The organism is Planosporangium spinosum (genome assembly GCF_049999945.1).
In the GTDB taxonomy this organism is placed as follows: domain Bacteria; phylum Actinomycetota; class Actinomycetes; order Mycobacteriales; family Micromonosporaceae; genus Planosporangium; species Planosporangium spinosum.
On the sequence record NZ_JBLYUB010000021.1, the window covers coordinates 38216 to 56818 of the forward strand.

Sequence of the window (18603 nt, forward strand, 5' to 3'; positions counted from 1 at the left end):
CGGACCGAGCTGAACCAGACCGACGTCCAGGACGACGTCGACGAGGCCGGCTTCCATGACGACGACTTCGACGAGGACGAGTTCGCCGAGGGCGACTTCGAGGCCGCCGAGCTGATCGAGGACGAGGAGACCGGAGCAGCCGAGGACGAGGGGCCGGTCCCCGTCGTCGCGGTCGTCGGCCGTCCCAACGTCGGCAAGTCCACCCTGGTCAACCGGATCATCGGCCGCCGGCAGGCGGTCGTGGAGGACGTACCGGGCGTGACCCGCGACCGGGTCGCCTACGACGCGCTGTGGTCGGGGCGGAAGTTCACGATCGTCGACACCGGCGGGTGGGAGCCCGACGCCCGTGACCGGGCGAAGGCGATCGCCGCGCAGGCGGAAGCCGCGGTGCAGACCGCCGACGCGGTGCTGTTCGTGGTCGACTCGACCGTCGGCGCGACCGACGACGACGAGGCGGCGGTACGCATGCTGCGCCGCGGCGGCAAGCCCGTCGTCCTGGTCGCCAACAAGGTCGACAACGCCCGGCAGGAGGCCGACGCGGCCATGCTGTGGTCGCTGGGCCTGGGCGAGCCGCACCCGGTGTCGGCCCTGCACGGGCGCGGCTCCGGCGACCTGCTCGACGCCGTCCTCGACGCGCTGCCCGAGACGCCCACCGGCGCGGCGCGCCCGCGCGGCCCCCGCCGCGTCGCGCTCGTCGGCCGCCCCAACGTCGGCAAGTCCAGCCTGCTCAACCGGCTCGCCCGGGAGGAGCGGGCGGTCGTCGACTCGGTCGCCGGTACCACCGTCGACCCGGTCGACAGCCTGGTCACCATCGGTGGCGAGCTGTGGCACCTGGTCGACACCGCGGGCCTGCGCAAGCGGGTCGGGTTCGCCAGCGGCACCGAGTACTACGCCAGCCTGCGCACCGCTGCCGCGATCGAGGCGGCCGAGGTGGCCGTCGTCCTGCTGGACGCCCACGAGCCGATCAGCGAGCAGGACCAGCGGATCATCACGATGGTCGCCGAGGCCGGCCGCGCGTTGATCATCGCCTTCAACAAGTGGGACCTCGTCGACGACGACCGCCGCTACCAGCTCGGTCGCGAGATCGAGCGGGAGCTGCGCCGGGTGCCGTGGGCGCTGCGGCTGAACGTGTCGGCCAGGACCGGTCGGGCGGTCGACAAGCTCGCCCCGGCCCTGCGCAGCGCCCTGGAGAACTGGTCGCGCCGGATACCCACCGGCCGGCTCAACCAGTTCCTCACCACCCTCGTGCAGGCCAACCCGCACCCGGTACGCGGGGGGCGGGCGCCGCGCATCCTGTTCGCCACCCAGGCCGGCACCAGCCCGCCGCGGTTCGTGCTGTTCACCACCGGGCCGCTGGACCCCGGGTACGTCCGGTTCGTGGAGCGCCGGCTGCGCGAGGAGTTCGACTTTTCCGGTACGCCCATCCATGTGTCGGTACGTCCCCGCAAGAAGCAGAACCGGGGCCGGTCCTGATATGCTGCTCGGCATGTCCGCGCACATGAGTTCCTGGTGGCCCGCCTGACCGGCGGCCATCCAGACCCGCGCGTGATCTAAACCATCCGCGGCCGCCTTCCACGAGGCGGCCGTCGGTGTTTCCGCGGGTTGTTCCGCCTCGGCACAGGTGGCCTGAGGCGAGAGGAACACCCATGGACATCCCCGCAGGCCCGTTCGCGCTGCTGCGCCGCGAAGGCCGCGACCACGTCGAGATCCTCACCGGTACGGTCGGCACGGCCGAGCGGCTGGCCGACCTTCCGTTGTCGGAGCGGATCGGCCCCGACCTGCTGGCGCTGGTCCCGTACCGGCAGGTCCGCGAACGGGGCTTCGACGCCGTCGACGACGGCGCGCCACTGTCGTATCTCCGGGTAGCCACGTACGCCGAGGAGCCCGTCGACGACGTACTGGCCGCCCTGCCGTCCTCCCCTCCCCGGGTGCGCGGCGGGGCCTTCGACGTGGACGACGCCTCGTACGCCGACATCGTCGGCGCGGTGCTCCGCGACGAGATCGGCCGGGGCGAGGGATCCAACTTCGTCATCCACCGGGCCTTCCAGGCGTCCGTCGACGGTGACCCGCTTGACGCCGCACTGGCCGCGTTCGCCCGGCTGCTGCGCGACGAGCGCGGCGCGTACTGGACGTTCCTGGTCCACACCGGCGACCGTACGTTCGTCGGCGCCACCCCGGAACGGCACGTCAGCGTCGACGACGGCCTGATCATGATGAACCCGATCAGCGGCACGTACCGGCACCCCGCCGGCGGACCCGACCGCGACGGGCTGCTGGCGTTCCTCGCCGACCCCAAGGAGCGCGACGAGCTGTACATGGTGCTCGACGAGGAGCTGAAAATGATGGCCACCGTCGCGGACCGGGGAGGGCAGGTCGTCGGGCCGTACCTCAAGCGGATGGCGCACCTGACCCACACCGAGTACCTGCTGGTCGGACGCGGCTCGAAGGACGTCCGCGAGGTGCTTCGGGAGACCATGTTCGCCCCGACCGTCGTCGGCAGCCCCATCGAGAACGCCTGCCGGGTCGTCGCCCGGCATGAGCGGCGCGGGCGGGACTACTACGGGGGAGTGCTGGCGCTGATCGGCCGGGATTCCGCAGGTCGGCAGACGCTCGACGCGCCGATCCTGATCCGCACCGCGGTCCTGTCCGCCTCCGGGGAACTGCGGGTGCCCGTCGGGGCCACCCTGGTACGCCACTCCACCCCGGCCGGGGAGGTCGCGGAGACCCATGCCAAGGCCGCCGGTGTGATGGCCGCCCTGGGGCTGCGGGGTGACCGTGGCGCGGCTTCGGCGACCGGGTTCGTGGCCGACGAAGCGGTACAGGCCGCGCTGACGCGGCGTAACGCCACGCTCGCCCGGTTCTGGCTCGAGGAGCGCGGGCCGGCGTCGGCGTCGGCGTCGTTGCCGGAGTCGCCGGGACTGTCGGGGCGGCGGGTGCTCGTGGTGGACGCCGAGGACACGTTCACCGGCATGCTCGCCCACCAACTGCGGGCACTGGGGTTGGCGGTGACGCTCCGGTCGTACCGTGACGGGGTTTCGGTTTCCGGTTTCGACCTGGTCGTGGTCGGTCCGGGGCCGGGGGACCCGGGGGATGCCACCGACCCGAAGATCGCCACCCTGCGCGGACTCGTGACGGAACTGCTGGCCACCCGGCGACCGATGCTGGCGATCTGCCTCGGCCACCAGGTGCTCGCGAGCGCGCTCGGGCTGCCCTTGGCTCGCAAGGACGTCCCGTACCAGGGTGTGCAGCGCGAGATCGACTTCTTCGGGCGAGCGGAGCGGGTGGGCTTCTACTCGACGTACACGGCGGTGTGCACGTCGCCTGTGGTCGGGGTCGAGGTGAGCCGTGATCCACGCTCGGGGGAGGTCCACGCGCTGCGCGGCGAGACGTTCGCCGGGGTGCAGTTCCACCCCGAATCGGTGCTGAGCGAGCACGGCATCGACCTGTTGCGGGAGCTGATCGCCCCGTTGCTGGGGGACGCCTCGGACGGCTCGGTGGTTCAGACCGGGAGGTCGGCGCTGACGCTGTAGCCGGCGTGCACCGGCGCCATGATCGTCGCGACGAGGGTACGCGTGAGCCGCGCTTGCTGGCCCGCGTCGTTGACCATGCCGCCTCCGGTACAGGAACTGAACCGGAGCCGGACGGTACCGTCGGTCGTCGCACCGTCCCGCAACAGCAGGATGGCATCGTCGCCGGGCAGGTCGGCGCGGGCGTCACAGTCCCGCGCCGGCCGGTCCGGGTTCAGCCCGGCGGGCGCCGCATTCAGGGCCTCCGCCAGTCGGCGGGCGGAGGCATTCGGCGCGGCGCCGTTGGTATCCGTGCCGAACGCTGCCGACGCCTGGAGCCTGTCCCCGCCGCCGTAGTAGCAGACGCTGACGCTGGTGGGGGCGGCCGGGACGAAGGTGCTCCGGCGTGGGGAACTGGTGGTCCGGGGTGCGGCGCCGGTTTCTCGAGGTGGCTGTCGGGTCGGGCAACCGAGATGGTCGATGTCGACGAGGTGGACGCTGTGGAGAATACCGGCGGTCACCCAGGGGTCGCGGGTACGCACGTCGACCGCGACCCGCCGGGACGGGATCCGCACCCAGGCGGCGTACCGGCCGTCGCGCAGCCGTGTCCCACCCCGCCAGGCCGTGACCTCGTCGATCATCGTCTTCTGGTCGGTCTCCTGCGCCGGATCCAGTGACTCCTCGATGATCGCCAGCTCCTTGGTCGGCGGCTCGGGGGAGTAGCAGAGGGGCTCCAACCCCTTCCCGCGTACCACGCTCGGCCTGGCGGTCATCCCGCAGCCACTGTCGTTGACCGCCCAGCTCGCGGGTACCGCGATCTGCGCACCCAGGGAACTCTCGAACCGCGTACCGGCCGGCGGGTTCGTCTGCTGGGGCGGTTCGGGGTTCCCCTGGTGGGCCGCCGTGGCGGTGGCAGTCGCCAGTACGGCCAGCACGGCCGCGACCACGGCGGTCACGGTCAGGGTCGTCCTGCCGGTCCTGAAGGGCTTGGGGGTTCTGCCCGGCTGGGGTGGCTGGTCCGCGGGGCGTGGTTGATGCGGCCCGTACGGCTCGTGCGCGTGCATGATCGCCCCCGTGGGGATCGGCTGTGCCCGGCGCGACGGCTCCTGTGACCATGGTAGGTGCGAGGACAGGGGAGCGACCCGGGGCCGCCGGGAAGCAACAGGGGAATGCCCCGCGCGCGGTTCCGGGGTCGTGCGCTACGCTGTAGCGGCTGCCACGGCATTGCTGTGGCGGCAACGGGACGTGGCGCAGTTTGGTAGCGCACTTGACTGGGGGTCAAGGGGTCGTCGGTTCAAATCCGGCCGTCCCGACGGTTGTGACTAGCGGATACGCCTTGGCGGGTGTGTCCGCTGGTTGTGTTTCGGGCCGGGGTGGTCGCAGGGTGGTCGCGCCGTGCCTGGTCCGTGCGCGGGTTCCGGGGCGGTGGTGCGGGCGGCTGGTGGGGCGGCGGTGGCCGGGGCCGTGGCGGTTGTCGGGGCGTGGTCGCGGGGTGGTCGCCCGGCGCGGGGCCGGGGGAGCGGGCATCGGCGGCTGACCGGCGTGCAGGGTGGCGGTGTCGAGCGCGGTGGCGGTGGCCTCGACGGCGTCGTGGGCGGCCTGGCGGGTCAGGTGGCCGTAGATGTTCACTGTGACCGACAGGGTGCTGTGGCGCAGGGTCTTGGATACCACGGCGAGCGGCACCCCGGATGTGATCATGATGGTGGCGGCGGCGTGGCGCAGGTCGTGGACGCGGATGCGGGGCAGGCGGGCGTCGGTGGTCAGCCGGCGGAAGTGGCGCAGCACGTACTCCGGGCGTAGGGGCCGGCCGTCGGGGCGGCTGAACACCAGCCGCTCGGGTTCGGGGACGGTCAGGGTGGGCCACTGGCGGTGCTGGCGGGCGGTCTGGCGGTGCAGGGCGGCGATGGCGCGGGCGGACAGGGCGACCCAGGCGCGGCTGCCGCGGGTCTTGGGGTCGGTGAAGATCAGGTGGGCGTTGTCGACGGCGGCGAGGGTGTGGCGGATGAACAGCATGCCTTGGTCGAGGTCGACGTCGGCCCAGCGCAGGGCGAGGGCTTCGCCTTTGCGCAGGCCGGTGGCGATGAGCAGTTCGAACAGGTCGGCCAGCGGGTCGTCAACGGTGCGGCAGTGGCGCAGGAACTGGGCGGCCTCGGCGGTGGTCCAGCAGGGACGTTCGACCTTCGGCGGCTTGGGCAGGGCGGTGTAGCGGGCCGGGTTGTGCGGCAGGCGGCGTTGCCGGACGGCGTCGTTGAGGGCGCTGGACAGGGTGGCGATGCAGCGGCGCAGGGTGACCGGGCCGCGGCCGACGGCGAGCTGGTCGCGCACGAACTGGCCGATGTGCTGGTGGCTGAGCCGCTCCAACTTGATTGCGCCGAGGGCAGGCGCGAGATCCTTGGTGACGTAGTCGGTGTAGCGGGCCATGGTGGTCGGCTTCAGGGTGCGGGCCTTCTCTTGTAGCCAGCGGCCCAGGTAGCTCGCGACGGTCTCACGATCGTCGAGGTAGACGCCGGTGCGTTCGCAGTCGAGCACCCGGGCGAGGGCGGCGCGGGCGTCGCTGCGGGTGGGGAAGCCGCCGCGGCGCATGGTGGCGCGCCGGCCGGACAGGGATGGCAGGTCGACGGCGAAGCCCCAGCTGCCGTGCCGTGGATTGGCGATCAGGCGGGGGCAGCGGGCGCCGAGCTGCTTGCCGGTGGTGTGGTCGCGGCAGGCGCAGCGGCGGTAGACCCGGCCGCGGTGCGGGTTCGGCCTCATGACGATCTCCCTGGTGGTTCGGTGTGCTTTCCACCAGCCTGTCCGGGCGCGACCACCCCGCGACCACCGGCCCCGTTTGTACTGGGTCAGCCGCCCGCCCGGTGCGGCCCCATCAAGGGGCGGGCAGTCACCGGTCGACTGAGAATCCAGGGCGACTCCACGGTCGGCGAGTAGCGGTTTCCTAATGACCAGCTCCGACGTTGACCGCAGGCCCGTGGCCTGCGGTTTCTTGTTTCTGGGCCTCGATCTCGTGGTCGCGAACGGCGGCCCGTGTGCTCGGCAGTTGAAGATCAGTCGGACCGTCGGTCCGGCGCCTTGAGCCAAGCTGGAAACCTCTGGAACAAGCGGCGAGCGATAACCTCGTGAGCCTCGGGGGGAGCGTGCACGGGTCGGCGCGCGCTCACGACGAGTGTGTGGTTTATGTCGCGTTCGTCGATCCGCGCCTTTCGGGCGCCGACCCTCGCCCGTGCCCATCAGGACACCGCCGGGCATGATAGGTGCTGGCGTAGCGAAGGGGTTCGGTGCAATGGTGCAACAGCCATCGCTGGCACCGCTGACGTTTCAGAGACGCCAGCCGAAACCGTCGACCCGGCTGCCCGGCTCGGACCGCGGCCGAATCCGGACAGCCTGATCGATCGGCACGCGCGCTGGTCGTGCCGGCACGTCCGCGGGTCTACCTCGCGGCGGTGGAGACGGCGTCGCCGCTGCCGTTCGGCCTGGCGACCGCAGCACGCGTGGGGACGTCGGGCGGTGTCGTCGAGGGCACGGCGGCGGCCGCCTCGCGGGTCAGGAAGGAGCTGAGTTCGCCGATGGTGCTCATCAGGGGAGCGGGGAACACCACGGTGCTGTTCTTGTCCACTGCGATCTCGACGAGGCTCTGGAGATTGCGCAGTTGCAGCGCCAGTGGGTGGGCCATCATGGTGTCCGAGGCGTCGCCGAGTGCGGCGGCGGCGAGGGATTCCCCCTCGGCGTTGATGATTTTCGCGCGCTTCTCCCGCTCGGCTTCGGCCTGGCGGGCCATCGCCCGCTTCATGCTCTCGGGCAGCTGGATGTCCTTGAGCTCCACGAGGGTCACCTCGACGCCCCACTCGCTGGTCGTACGGTCAAGGATCTCGCGGATGTCGACGTTGATGCGGTCGGTTTCGGACAGCGTCTCGTCCAGCGTGTGCTGACCGACGACCTTACGCAGTGTCGTCTGGGCGATCTGGTTGATCGCTGCCTGCACGTTCTCGATCGCGACGACCGACTTGACCGCGTCGACCACCCGGAAGTAGGCGACCGCGGACACGTCGACGCTGACGTTGTCGCGGGTGATGATGCCCTGGGACTGGATCGGCATGGTCACGATGCGCAGCGACACCCGGTGCAGGACGTCGACGACGGGGATGAGCAGCCGCAGTCCGGGTTCCCGGGATCCGATGACCCGGCCCAGACGAAACACCACGCCCCGTTCGTACTGCCTGACGATCCGCACCGCGAGCCCGAGGAGGGCCAGGAGTAGGACGATGACGAGAACGGTGATCAGGGTCTTCATCTGCTTGCTCCGCTCAATGTGACTCACGGATTCGCCCGCGCTGGCGGGTGCGGGTTCGATACAGTGACCCGGCGATCAGTCCACCGGGCTGCCGTCACCCGCCGGAATGCTGATCACAGCGCCGCCGTGGCGTCCGGCGGTGACATCTCGTGGCCCGAGGGACCTGTCGAAACGGCACTGCATACGGGTCCGGTCGAATATCCAATTGATAGTTCCGTCCCGACACGGTCGGCCAGCTTTGTGGCCCGCGTCAGCTCATTACGGTGCCGGCGTTCGTCGGGGCAATGCTCGATCACAGGTCTCGGTGGGGCGGGGCGACCAGCGGATGGCGTAGCGCGTCCCGCGCGGCGAGGACAGCCATCTCCTGCCGGTACTCTTCCCCCGATAGTGCACCGGCGAGCAGCCACGTGGTGAGTACGGCCTCGACTCGTTCGCCGTGCGAGTCGGCTCGGAAGATCACCTCGAGAATGGTCTGCGCGTCGACCTGTCCCGGCGACCTCGGCCGCAGGCCGGTCGTATCCCGGCGCCGCTGCCTGGCAATCCACCGGACAACTGATGGTGCGACGTCGGTGGTCGCCAGCAGCAGTGCCAGCACGATGAGGAACAAGACAGCGAACGCCATGTCGATCACCTCGTCGGCGTCCCAGGGTCCTTACCCATCCTGGCCCGGACAGTCCAGCTAGGAAGGGCTGAAGGTCCCTTGGTGTTTGTGCCCCGCGGCCGCCCGCAGGCCAGGGATGTGCCATGCCTGGGCAGGCGAAGCGACCGCGGCGTGAGGTCCGTGCGCCTTTCGGCCTCACGTGGCGCCGGCGAAGGTCACCGTTTCGCGCGGCCGGCAGTCAGGTGGGAATTCAGTGCCAGGAGTTGGTCGTAGCGACGTTGGACGTCTTCGCGGTCGGCCGGCTCGGGGTTGGAGTCGAGGTTGGCGCGTTGGATCATCGCCGCCTGCTCGAGCAGGACCTGGCGCTGCGCCGGGGTTGTGGTGTTCTGCATGATCTGGGTGAGGACCTGGAGTTGGCGGATCATCACGGCGGGCATGCCGCGGCTGGCCTGGCGGATCTTTTCGAAGGCCCGCTGGACGAGCCGGTCGTAGGTGACCGGGGCGGTGATGAGACGGACCTCGCCGTGGGCGTCGCGGTGGACCAGGTTCGGCTGCCACCGGCCGGCGATCTTGGTCAGGCTGTCGCCGAGCCAGTCGATGCAGGTCAACGCGGTGAAGGTGTCGTTGACCGCCGGGGACAGGGCCCGGATGGCGATCTCGACGAGTTGGTCGACGGCGAACGCGACATCCTGGGCCAGGGTCCGGTACGGGCCGGTGATGTGCGCGTGGGCCAGCGTGCGGGCCACCTGCCCGGCGGCCGTAGCCGGCCATACGGTTGCCAGCCGCTGGCCCTGGGTCAGGAAGTGCCCGGGGCGGTAGTGCACTTGGATGACGGCGTCGAAGCGGGCGGCGATGCGCACCAGTTCCCGGTGGCGGACGAGTTGCAGGTAGCCGCTGGCCGGTGCCGCGACGTAGCCGCCGCGCTCACGCATCCGGTCGGGCAGCCAGGCGGTGATCGCGCTGGCGTCGTCGATCCTGCCGGCGGTCGGGTCGCAGGCGGCGATGGGATCGCAGCCAGCGGTTTGGGCGTCGATGGCCTGGGACAGGTCCGCGGCGATGCCGGCGATCACTTGAGGTAGTTGGATCATCTGGGTGATGTGCTCGATGAAGTAGATCAGCACGGCGAGGTCGACGACCACGAGCCCGATGGTGGTGGTGATCGAAATGTGGGGCACGAAGTCACCGTGGGCGCCGGGGCCGATCGTCACCAGCGTCAGGATCGCGTACACGAAGGTGGCCACGAAGGTGCCCAGGGTTAGCTGAGCGCCGCGGTCGCGGATGAAGGTGCGCAGCATCCGGGGACCGAACTGGGTCGAGGTCAGCGTCAGCGCCACGATGATGATCGAGAAGACGACGCCGACCACGGTGATGACCGCGGCGGCCAGGGTGGCCAGGATCTGCCGGGCGGCGTCCGCGGTGCCGTTGATCACCCACGGCGGCAGCGCGACCCGGCTGCGGTAGGCGGCTTCATCCAGCGTCCGGGTCACCGCGAACAGCACGACCGCGCCGATGACCTCGATGGTCGGCACCAGCCACAGGTTCGTGCGCAGCGCCTCCCGGCGCCACGACGAGTCCACAAAGACTGCGCGCATCACTGCCCGTACCCGACGCTGAGATGCCGACAACGCTACCCCGCAGGCCCGGTGTTACGGGGTGTCTTCGGTCCGCTCGTGCTCAGCGGCGGAGCCCCTCGGCGAGCGGGCCGAGGGCGAGGATGAGGACGAAGTCGAGCGCGGTGAAGATCAGCACGAACGTGGTCACGAGGGTGACGAACAGCGGCCCGTGGGTGGGCAGGGTGCCGACGGTGACCGGGCGGGCTTGCTGGCGGGCGAGGCTTCCGGCCAGGGCGACGACGAACACGATTGGCAGGTAGCGGCCGACGAGCATGGTGACCGCGAGGGCGGTGTTGTAGAAGGTGGTGTCGGCGGTCAGTCCGGCGAAGGTGCTGCCGTTGCTGGTGGCGGAGCTGGTGAACGCGTAGGCGATCTCGGACAGGCCGTGCGGGCCGGGGTTGCCGATGGCTGCCCGCCCAGCCGGCAACGCGACCGCCACTGCTGTACCGATCAGGATGACCGCGGGCGTGCCGAGCAGGTACAGGGTGATCAGCTTCATCTCGCGGGCCTCCAGCCGCTTGCCCAGGTACTCGGGGGTTCGGCCGACCATGAGCCCGGCGATGAACACCGCGAGCAGGGAGACGATCACCAGGCCGTACAGGCCGCTGCCGGCGCCGCCGGGGGCGACCTCGCCCAGCATGATCGTGGCCAGCAGTGTGCCGCCGCCGAGGCTGGCGAAGCTGTCGTAGCTGGCGTTGGCCGCGCCGTCGGCGCTGGCGGTGGCGGCCGTGCCGAACAGGGCGCTGGCAGGCGGCCCGAACCGGGTCTCGGTGCCCTCTGCGGCGGCGCCGGCCGCGGTGAGCGCGGTGTCGTGGTGGGCGTGCTCGGCGACGCTGGTGGCGGCCAGCGACGCGGCGAACAGCAGCCCGACCACCGTGAGCAGCGCCCAGCCCTGCCGGCGGTCGCCGACGAGGCGGCCGTAGGTACGGATGAACGCGGTCGGCACCAGCAGCATCAGGATGATCTCGATGGCGTTGGTGAACGCCGTTGGGTTTTCGTACGGGTGGGCGCTGCCCGCGTTGAACAGTCCGCCGCCGTCGCCGGACAGCAGCTTGATCGGCTCCCAGGATCCGACCAGCCCGTCGGGGATGGTCTGCCGGTGGCCGGCCAGGGTGGTGACGGTGCGCGAGGTTCCCGGGCTCTGCAGGACGCCGCAGGCGATGAGCAGCACGCCGGACACCACCGACAGGGGTAGCAGGATCCGGACGATGCTGCGCGTGAGGTCGACCCAGAAGTTGCCCACCCCGTCGTGCAGGCTGCGGGTCAGCCCGCGGATGAGCGCGAGCCCGGCGGCCAGGCCGACGGCGGCGCTGACGAACGCCTGGGTGCCCAGTCCGGCTTCCTGCGCGAGGTGCCCGAGCGTGGCCTCGCCGGCGTAGTTCTGCCAGCTGGTGTTGGTGGTGAAGCTGACCGCGGTGTTGAACGCCAACGGTGCCGGCACGCTACCGTGCCCTTGCGACATGGGAAGGTACGACTGCAGGCGCAGCAGCGCGTACAGCAGCAGCACGCCGACGCCCGAGACGGCCAGCAGTGAACCCAGGTAGTACTGCCAGCGCTGGTCGGCGGCGGGGTCGATTCCGCACAGCCGGTAGATGGCCGCCTCGACGCGCCAGTGCCGGCCGGCGGTGTAGACGCGTGCCATGTGGTCGCCCAACGGCACGTGCAACGCGCCGACGACGGCGACGACCACGACGGCCTGGAGCCAGCCGGCCATCGCACCCCCTCCCCAGCCGGGCCTACGGTGGCCGGCGGCCCGGCTCCCACCGGTGTTCGGGCTTCGCCGGACGCCCGGCGCGCCCGGCCCCTACCCCTCGCCCTGCCCCTTGACGCGGCTGCAGGCGGTGCCATCACCTGGGCAGGTACCTCGGGCGGCGGTGGTTGGCCTAGCCGATGGGGCCGGGCGCGCGCGTCGGCGATCACTCGGTTGCCAGGCGCTGTGTGTCCCCAACGTCGTAGAGGAGGGCGCGTTCCCGGGCGACGCGAAGCTGGTCGAGGAAGGTCCGCAGCAGGGTCGCGTCGGCGTCGGTGAGCCGGGTTCCGGCCAGCGCGAGGACACGTCCGCAGGCGATTTCGACGCTGTACCCAGCCTCGTCGGGGTGTTCCAGGCGGGTCCTGCCGGCGGCCGCTTCCACCTGCCAACCCGCGTCCTGCCGGTCGAGCAGGGTGACGGCGTCGAGATCGAAGGTGCGCCGGATCGAGCCGACCACCGCGGTGAGGCCGTCGGGGGCGGCCACGCTGTCGGCGGCCAACCGGGCCAGATTGTCGGCCTCGGCGTTCGCGCGAGCCACCTGTACTCCTTGCCGGGTGAGCAGGTCGATCAGCCCGCCGACGGCGACGGAGACAATCGCGAAGGTGGCCAGCCCGACGAGGTCCACCAGGCGCGCGATGCGCAAGCTGTGCAGCGGCTGGGTGTAGAAGAAGTCGGCGGACACGAAGGCGACCGCCGTGGCCAGCAGGGCGGGGCGGACCCCGCCCAGCAGGGCCACCGCCACCACGGCGGCCAGCGCGCAGAGCAAGGCTCCGGCGAGCCCCAGCGACGACCGCAGCGGCACCAACCCGAGGGTGATCACCGCCGGGGAGACCACGGCAAGCACCCAGGCGGTCAATCGCCGCTGCGCCGGTAGCGCGACACGCCGCGGTGGTGGCGGGGCCGCCAGCCCGGCCGGCACGACGTGCTTGGCGGGCCGGCGGGCCGGGATCACGTGCACCTCGATCGGCCCGGCGTCGCGGATCGCTTTGTTGATCACCGAGCCGTGCAGCAGCTCCTGGCGGCGGGAGCGGCGGGTGGCGCCCAGGACCACCTGACGGGCGCTCTCGCCGCGTGCGAAGTCCAGCACGGTGGTGGCCACGTCGATGCCGGCCAGCTCGGCGTACCGGCCACCCAGTTCGGCAAGCAGTCGGCGCTGGCCGGCCAGCCACGCCGGCTCGGCCTCGGTCAGCCCGCTGGGTTCGCGCACGTGCACGCCGACCAGTTCACCGCCGACGGTGGCGGCGATCTGCGATGCCCGCCGCAGCACATGCTCGCCTTCGGGCGCCCCGGTCAGTGCGGCCACGACCCGCTCGGTCGACGCCCGTCGCGCCCCCGTGTCACCTGCCGCGGCACGGTGGGCGGCGTCGAGCAGATCGCGCTCGTCCAGCCAGCCGAGCGCCATTTCCCGCAGCGCGGCGAGCCGGTCCGCATCGAAGAAGGCGCTCAGCGCCGTCGTCGCGGTGCCGGCGGTCAACACGTCGCGGTCGGCGATGCGGGCGCGTAGCTGCCCGGGCGTGATGTCGATGAACTCCACCCGGTCGGCGGCCGCCACCACCGCATCGGGCACCGTCTCGCGCTGGGCGACGCCGGTGAGCGTTTCCACGGCGTCGTGGAGACTGTCGAGGTGCTGCACGTTCAACGACGTGATCACGTCGATACCCCCGTCGAGTAGCTCCTCGACGTCCTCCCAGCGCTTGTCGTGCCGGCTGCCGGGCGCGCAGCTGTGCGCCAGCTCGTCCACCAGCGCCACCGCCGGATGCCGGGCGAGCAGCCCGTCTACGTCCAGTTCGTCGAAGGTCATCACCCGGTGGCGGAGCTGTCGCGGCGGGACACGCTCCAACGTCTGCAGCATCGCCTCGGTGTCGGCACGGCCGTGGGTCTCCACCAGCCCGGCGACCACGTCCACGCCGGCGCCGGTCAGCCGCCTGGCCTCGGCCAGCATGGCGTAGGTCTTACCGGCCCCCGGGCCGATGCCCAGAAATACGTGCAGCCGGCCCCGCGGCGACGTCGGCCGGGTGTCGCCCGGCGAGGTGTGCGTACGCATCACGTCGAACCTCCACCTCCGGCGACGCGCCACGGTCGGCTCCACTCACGCACCGCACGGGGGCGCCCCACACCATCGTGACGCCCAGCCGGGCACACGACGAGGCTGCCGCCTGTGCAGGCGTGTAGAAGTCCCGTCAATATTCGGCCCGTCGCCGTAGACAACCCGTCAAAGGACCCTGCGCGGCCGACCCGGGTCTGACTTCACTTGAACTGTGGACGCGAAAGACGCCGTGGCCGGACTGACCGGGAGGCTGCCGGTAACAGCGCGCGGATGGCGTGCCCGGTGGGTGCCGACCGGCGACGGGCGCTGCCCGAGGGGCATCGCGGTGGCGTCCGGAGCGGTCTGCGTGACAGCGGCAGCGGAACTGGCGGCGGTGTTGGCCCGCACGCCGTGCCCCCGTCTGGGGTTGCTCACGGCGGCGGTTGCGGTGGTCGCGGTACTGGCCGGCGACGGCCGGGCCGCGCTCGCGGTGGCCGGCGTGGCGTGGCCGGTGGGCAACGGGTTTCTGGTCAACCGGTACGGGGAGCTCAGCTGGCACGGATGGCTCGACGGGTGGTTCGTGATCGGCCTGCTGGCGGCCGCTGCGACGGGCACGGTCACCGGCGCGGCGCGGCGCGCCCTGCGCCAGCGGCGGCGTTGGCACCCGTTCGCGGTGTTGCTCGGGGCGCAGGCTGGGCGGCTACAGCCGATGCCGCGGCTCCGGTCGCACCGCACGACCACGGGGTAGGGGCCACCCGTAGCGACGAGGAGATGGGGAGACAGGCGTGTTGGACGTGATGTTCGTGCTGCTGACGGTGGCGCTGTTCGCCGTGCTGGCACTCGCGGTGCGGGCGGTGGAGCGGCTGTGAACGCCGAGAACACGGTGGGCCTTCTCTTGGCGGTCGGTCTGGTCGTCTACCTGGTGGTCGCGTTGTTGTTTCCGGAGCGGTTCTGATGAGCGACACGGCGGCCGGCGTGCTCTTCGTCGCCGTGCTGGTGGTCGCGTTGGCGGCGGCCTACCGGCCGCTGGGTGACTACATGTACCGGGTGGTGACGTCGGCCCGGCACCTGCGCGCCGAGCGGGTGGTGTACCGGGTGGTCGGGGTCAACACGGACGGCGAGCAGCCCTGGACGGTGTACGCCCGCAGCGTGCTGGCGTTCTCCGCGGTGTCGGTGCTGGTGCTGTATGCGTTCCTTCGGCTGCAGAACCGGCTGTGGCTGTCGCTGGGCTTCCCGGCGGTGCCGCCGGCCGGGGCGTGGAACACCGCGGTCAGCTTCGTCACCAACACCAACTGGCAGTGGTACTCCGGCGAGGCCACCCTGGGGCACCTGGTGCAGATGGCCGGGCTGACGGTGCAGAACTTCGCCTCCGCCGCGGTCGGCATCGCGGTGGCGGTGGCGCTGGTGCGCGGGTTCGCCCGCCGCCAAACGACGCAGGTGGGCAACTTCTGGGTCGACCTGGTGCGCATCGTGGTGCGCGTGCTGCTGCCGATCTCGGCGGTCGCGGCGATCGTGCTGATCGCCGGCGGCGCGGTGCAGAACCTGGCGAGCGGCCACGAGGCGCACACCCTCGCCGGCGCCACCCAGCACGTCACCGGTGGTCCGGTGGCCAGCCAGGAAGCCATCAAGGAACTGGGCACCAACGGCGGCGGTTTCTACAACGCCAACAGCGCCCACCCGTTCGAAAACCCCACCGCCTGGACCAATTGGCTGCAAGTCTTCCTGCTGCTGGTGATCCCGTTCAGCCTGCCCCGCACATTCGGGCGCATGGTCGCCAGCAACCGGCAGGGCTACGCCATCGTCGCCGCGATGGCGACCCTCGCCCTCGGCAGCGTGGTCACGATCAACGTGCTGCAGGGGCTGCACCCCGGCACCGTGCCGAGCGCGGTGGGCGCGGCCAGCGAGGGCGTCGAGACCCGGTTCGGGGTGCTCAACTCGGCCACCTTCGCCAGCGCGACCACCCTCACCTCCACCGGCGCGGTCGACTCCGCCCACGACTCCTACACCGCGCTGGGCGGCGGCGTGACGATGCTGAACATGATGCTCGGCGAGGTCGCGCCCGGCGGGACCGGGTCGGGCCTGTACGGCATGCTCATCCTCGCCGTGCTCACGGTGTTCGTCGCCGGGCTGATGGTCGGGCGCACCCCCGAGTACCTGGGCAAGAAGATCGGCGCCCGCGAGGTCAAGTTCGCCTCGCTGTACTTCCTGACCACCCCGGCGGTGGTACTGGTCGGTGCCGCCACGGCGATGGCGGTGCCCAGTGCCCGAGCGGCGATGCTCAACTCCGGCGCGCACGGCCTGTCGGAGGTGCTGTACGCGTTCACCTCGGCGGCCAACAACAACGGCTCGGCGTTCGCCGGCCTGTCGGTCAACACCACCTGGTACAACATCGCACTAGGACTGGCGATGCTGCTCGGCCGGTTCCTGCCGATGGTCTTCGTGCTCGGCCTGGCCGGCTCGCTGGCGCGGCAGACGCCGGTACCTGCCTCTGCTGGCACGCTCAAGACCTACCAGCCGCTGTTCGTGGGCATGCTGGTGGGCGTGACCGCCATTCTGGTGGCCCTGACGTTCCTGCCCGCCCTGGCCCTCGGCCCCCTCGCGGAGGGCCTGCGGTGACATCGCGACAAGGAAACCTCATGACCGTCACCAACGTCGACAGGCCGCGGTCGCGGCGGCAGGCCGAACCCGGCCCGGGCCGGGTCTCCGGCGGCCTGCTCGATCCCCGACAGCTGCTGACGTCCACCCCGGACGCGCTGCGCAAGCTCAACCCCGCCACACTGTGGCGCAACCCGGTCATGTTCATCGTCGAGGTCGGGTCGGTGTTCACCACCCTGCTGGCGATCGCCCACCCCAGCGTGTTCGCGTGGCTGACCACCAGCTGGCTGTGGCTGACCGTGGTGTTCGCCAACCTCGCCGAGGCGGTCGCCGAAGGCCGGGGCAAGGCGCAGGCCGACACGCTACGCCGGGCCAAGAAGGACACCATCGCCCGCCGCCTGCGCAACTGGACGCCCGGCGCCGACCGGCTCGACGAGGAGGCCGTGCCGGCGCAGCAGTTGCGTCTCGGGGACATCGTCGTGGTCGAGGCCGGACAGGTCATCCCCGGTGACGGCGACGTGATCGAGGGCATCGCCAGCGTCGACGAGTCCGCGATCACCGGCGAGTCCGCGCCGGTGATCCGGGAGTCCGGCGGGGACCGGTCGGCCGTCACCGGCGGCACGAAGGTGCTCAGCGACCGCATCGTCGTGCGCATCAGCCAGAAACCGGGGGAGAGCTTCATCGACCGGATGATCGCTCTGGTCGAGGGCGCCAACCGGCAGAAGACCCCCAACGAGATCGCGCTGAACATCCTGCTCGCCGCCCTGACCATCATCTTCCTGCTCGCGGTCGCCACGCTCCAGCCGCTGGCGATCTACTCGAAGGGCGTGCAGGCGTTCGCCCCGGACAGCCCCGCGTTGACCGCGCACGGCGTGACCGGCATCGTCCTCGTGTCGCTGCTGGTGTGCCTGATCCCGACCACCATCGGGGCGCTGCTGTCGGCCATCGGCATCGCTGGCATGGACCGCCTGGTGCAGCGCAATGTCCTGGCCATGTCCGGCCGGGCCGTCGAGGCCGCGGGCGACATCAACACCCTGCTGCTGGACAAGACCGGCACCATCACGCTGGGCAACCGGGAGGCTGAAGGCTTCACGCCGGTCGACGGCGTCGACGAGAAGGTGCTCGCCGACGCCGCGCAACTGTCCAGCCTGGCCGACGAGACGCCGGAGGGACGCTCGGTCGTCGTCTACGCCAAGCAGCACTATGGTCTGCGCGAACGCCAGCTCGGCGAACTGACCTCCGCCACGTGGGTGCCGTTCACCGCGCAGACCCGGATGTCCGGCGTCGACCTCGACGACGAGGCCGGTTCCCGCCGGATCCGTAAGGGCGCCGCCGGCGCGGTCCTCAAATGGGTCCGTGACAACGGCGGGCACACCAGCGACCAGGTCGCCACGGTGGTGGACGGGATCAGCGCCAGCGGCGGCACGCCGCTGGTGGTAGCCGAGGCCCACGGTGGCCAGCCGGCCCGCGCCCTGGGCGTGATCGGCCTCAAGGACGTGGTCAAGGCCGGGATGCGGGATCGTTTCGACGCGATGCGCCGCATGGGCATCCGCACCGTCATGATCACGGGCGACAACCCGCTGACCGCCCGGGCGATCGCCGCCGAGGCCGGCGTGGACGACTTCCTGGCCGAAGCCAAGCCCGAAGACAAGATGGCGCTGATCAAGAAGGAGCAGGAGGGCGGCAAGCTGGTCGCGATGACCGGCGACGGCACCAACGACGCCCCGGCTCTGGCCCAGGCCGACGTCGGGGTAGCCATGAACACCGGCACGTCGGCGGCCAAGGAGGCCGGCAACATGGTCGACCTCGACTCCGACCCGACCAAGCTGATCGAGATCGTCCAGATCGGCAAACAATCGTCCAGATCGGCAAACAGCTGCTCATCACCCGCGGTGCGCTGACCACGTTCTCGATCGCCAACGACATCGCCAAGTACTTCGCGATCATCCCGGCGATGTTCGCCGCCGTCTACCCGGGGCTCGACCGGCTCAACATCATGCGTCTGCACAGCCCGACCTCGGCGATCCTGTCCGCGGTCATCTTCAACGCCCTCGTCATCGTGGCGCTGATCCCCCTGGCGCTGCGCGGCGTGCGCTACACCCCGTCGAGCGCGGCCGCGATGCTGCGCCGCAACCTGCTCGTCTACGGCCTCGGCGGGATCATCGCGCCGTTCATCGGCATCAAGCTCATCGACCTGCTCGTCCAGTTCGTCCCCGGGATGTGAGCC

At 71.1% G+C, this 18603-nt stretch carries 12 protein-coding genes, 1 tRNA gene and 1 pseudogene; 7 read left to right on the top strand and 7 right to left on the bottom strand.

Features of this window, described 5'->3' with window-relative positions; genetic code table 11:
- Positions 1-111 precede the first annotated feature (111 nt).
- Together der and ACNTMW_RS24770 are read left to right on the top strand one after the other, a co-directional pair.
- Positions 112-1473, top strand: a complete 1362-nt coding sequence (gene der, locus ACNTMW_RS24765) for a ribosome biogenesis GTPase Der (RefSeq protein WP_426636241.1) — start codon at positions 112-114, stop codon at positions 1471-1473.
- A gap of 173 nt (positions 1474-1646) precedes the next feature.
- Positions 1647-3530, top strand: a complete 1884-nt coding sequence (locus ACNTMW_RS24770; RefSeq protein WP_426636177.1) for an anthranilate synthase family protein — start codon at positions 1647-1649, stop codon at positions 3528-3530.
- Here the strand turns inward: ACNTMW_RS24770 and ACNTMW_RS24775 are convergent.
- Entirely contained in the window at positions 3500-4462 is a 963-nt protein-coding gene (locus ACNTMW_RS24775; RefSeq protein ID WP_426636178.1) for a hypothetical protein, read from the bottom strand. The genes ACNTMW_RS24770 and ACNTMW_RS24775 overlap by 31 nt on opposite strands.
- Before the next feature lie 283 nt (positions 4463-4745).
- On the opposite strand from ACNTMW_RS24775, the gene ACNTMW_RS24780 reads away from it, so the two are divergent.
- A tRNA-Pro gene (locus ACNTMW_RS24780) sits at positions 4746-4819 on the top strand.
- On the opposite strand, the gene ACNTMW_RS24785 is transcribed toward ACNTMW_RS24780, so the two are convergent.
- The 6 genes from ACNTMW_RS24785 to ACNTMW_RS24810 all read right to left on the bottom strand — a co-directional run bounded on the left by ACNTMW_RS24785 (position 4785) and on the right by ACNTMW_RS24810 (position 13799).
- Entirely contained in the window at positions 4785-6257 is a 1473-nt protein-coding gene (locus tag ACNTMW_RS24785) for a site-specific integrase (protein ID WP_426636179.1), read from the bottom strand. The two genes, ACNTMW_RS24780 and ACNTMW_RS24785, sit on opposite strands and share 35 nt — an antisense overlap.
- Positions 6258-6930: 673 nt before the next feature.
- Positions 6931-7791 (bottom strand): slipin family protein, encoded by an 861-nt coding sequence (locus ACNTMW_RS24790; protein WP_426636180.1) that lies wholly within the window; start codon positions 7789-7791, stop codon positions 6931-6933.
- A gap of 292 nt (positions 7792-8083) precedes the next feature.
- Positions 8084-8413, bottom strand: coding sequence for a hypothetical protein (locus tag ACNTMW_RS24795; RefSeq protein WP_426636181.1), 330 nt, complete (start codon positions 8411-8413; stop codon positions 8084-8086).
- Positions 8414-8607: 194 nt separating this feature from the next.
- Complete coding sequence (locus ACNTMW_RS24800) at positions 8608-9984, bottom strand: DUF2254 domain-containing protein (protein WP_426636182.1); 1377 nt, start codon at positions 9982-9984, stop codon at positions 8608-8610.
- A gap of 82 nt (positions 9985-10066) precedes the next feature.
- On the bottom strand, positions 10067-11719 hold the full coding sequence (kdpA, locus tag ACNTMW_RS24805) for a potassium-transporting ATPase subunit KdpA (RefSeq protein WP_426636183.1): 1653 nt from the start codon (positions 11717-11719) through the stop codon (positions 10067-10069).
- A 202-nt stretch (positions 11720-11921) separates the two neighbouring features.
- A complete protein-coding gene (locus tag ACNTMW_RS24810; RefSeq protein ID WP_426636184.1) occupies positions 11922-13799 on the bottom strand; it encodes a sensor histidine kinase in 1878 nt (625 codons plus the stop codon).
- 349 nt (positions 13800-14148) lie between these two features.
- Between ACNTMW_RS24810 and ACNTMW_RS24815 the strand changes: the two genes are divergently transcribed.
- The 4 genes and pseudogenes from ACNTMW_RS24815 (at position 14149) to kdpB (ending at position 18600) form a co-directional block, all read left to right on the top strand.
- Positions 14149-14529 carry a hypothetical protein gene (locus ACNTMW_RS24815; protein WP_426636185.1) on the top strand — a complete coding sequence of 127 codons (381 nt, stop codon included), beginning with the start codon at positions 14149-14151 and terminating at the stop codon, positions 14527-14529.
- Positions 14530-14646: 117 nt separating this feature from the next.
- Positions 14647-14736, top strand: coding sequence for a K(+)-transporting ATPase subunit F (gene kdpF / locus ACNTMW_RS24820; protein WP_426636186.1), 90 nt, complete (start codon positions 14647-14649; stop codon positions 14734-14736).
- Complete coding sequence (kdpA, locus tag ACNTMW_RS24825; RefSeq protein ID WP_426636187.1) at positions 14736-16397, top strand: potassium-transporting ATPase subunit KdpA; 1662 nt, start codon at positions 14736-14738, stop codon at positions 16395-16397. Before kdpF ends, kdpA (ACNTMW_RS24825) begins: the two co-directional genes overlap by 1 nt.
- A 20-nt stretch (positions 16398-16417) precedes the next feature.
- Positions 16418-18600: pseudogene (gene kdpB, locus ACNTMW_RS24830) on the top strand (potassium-transporting ATPase subunit KdpB).
- The last annotated feature ends 3 nt before the right edge of the window (positions 18601-18603 follow it).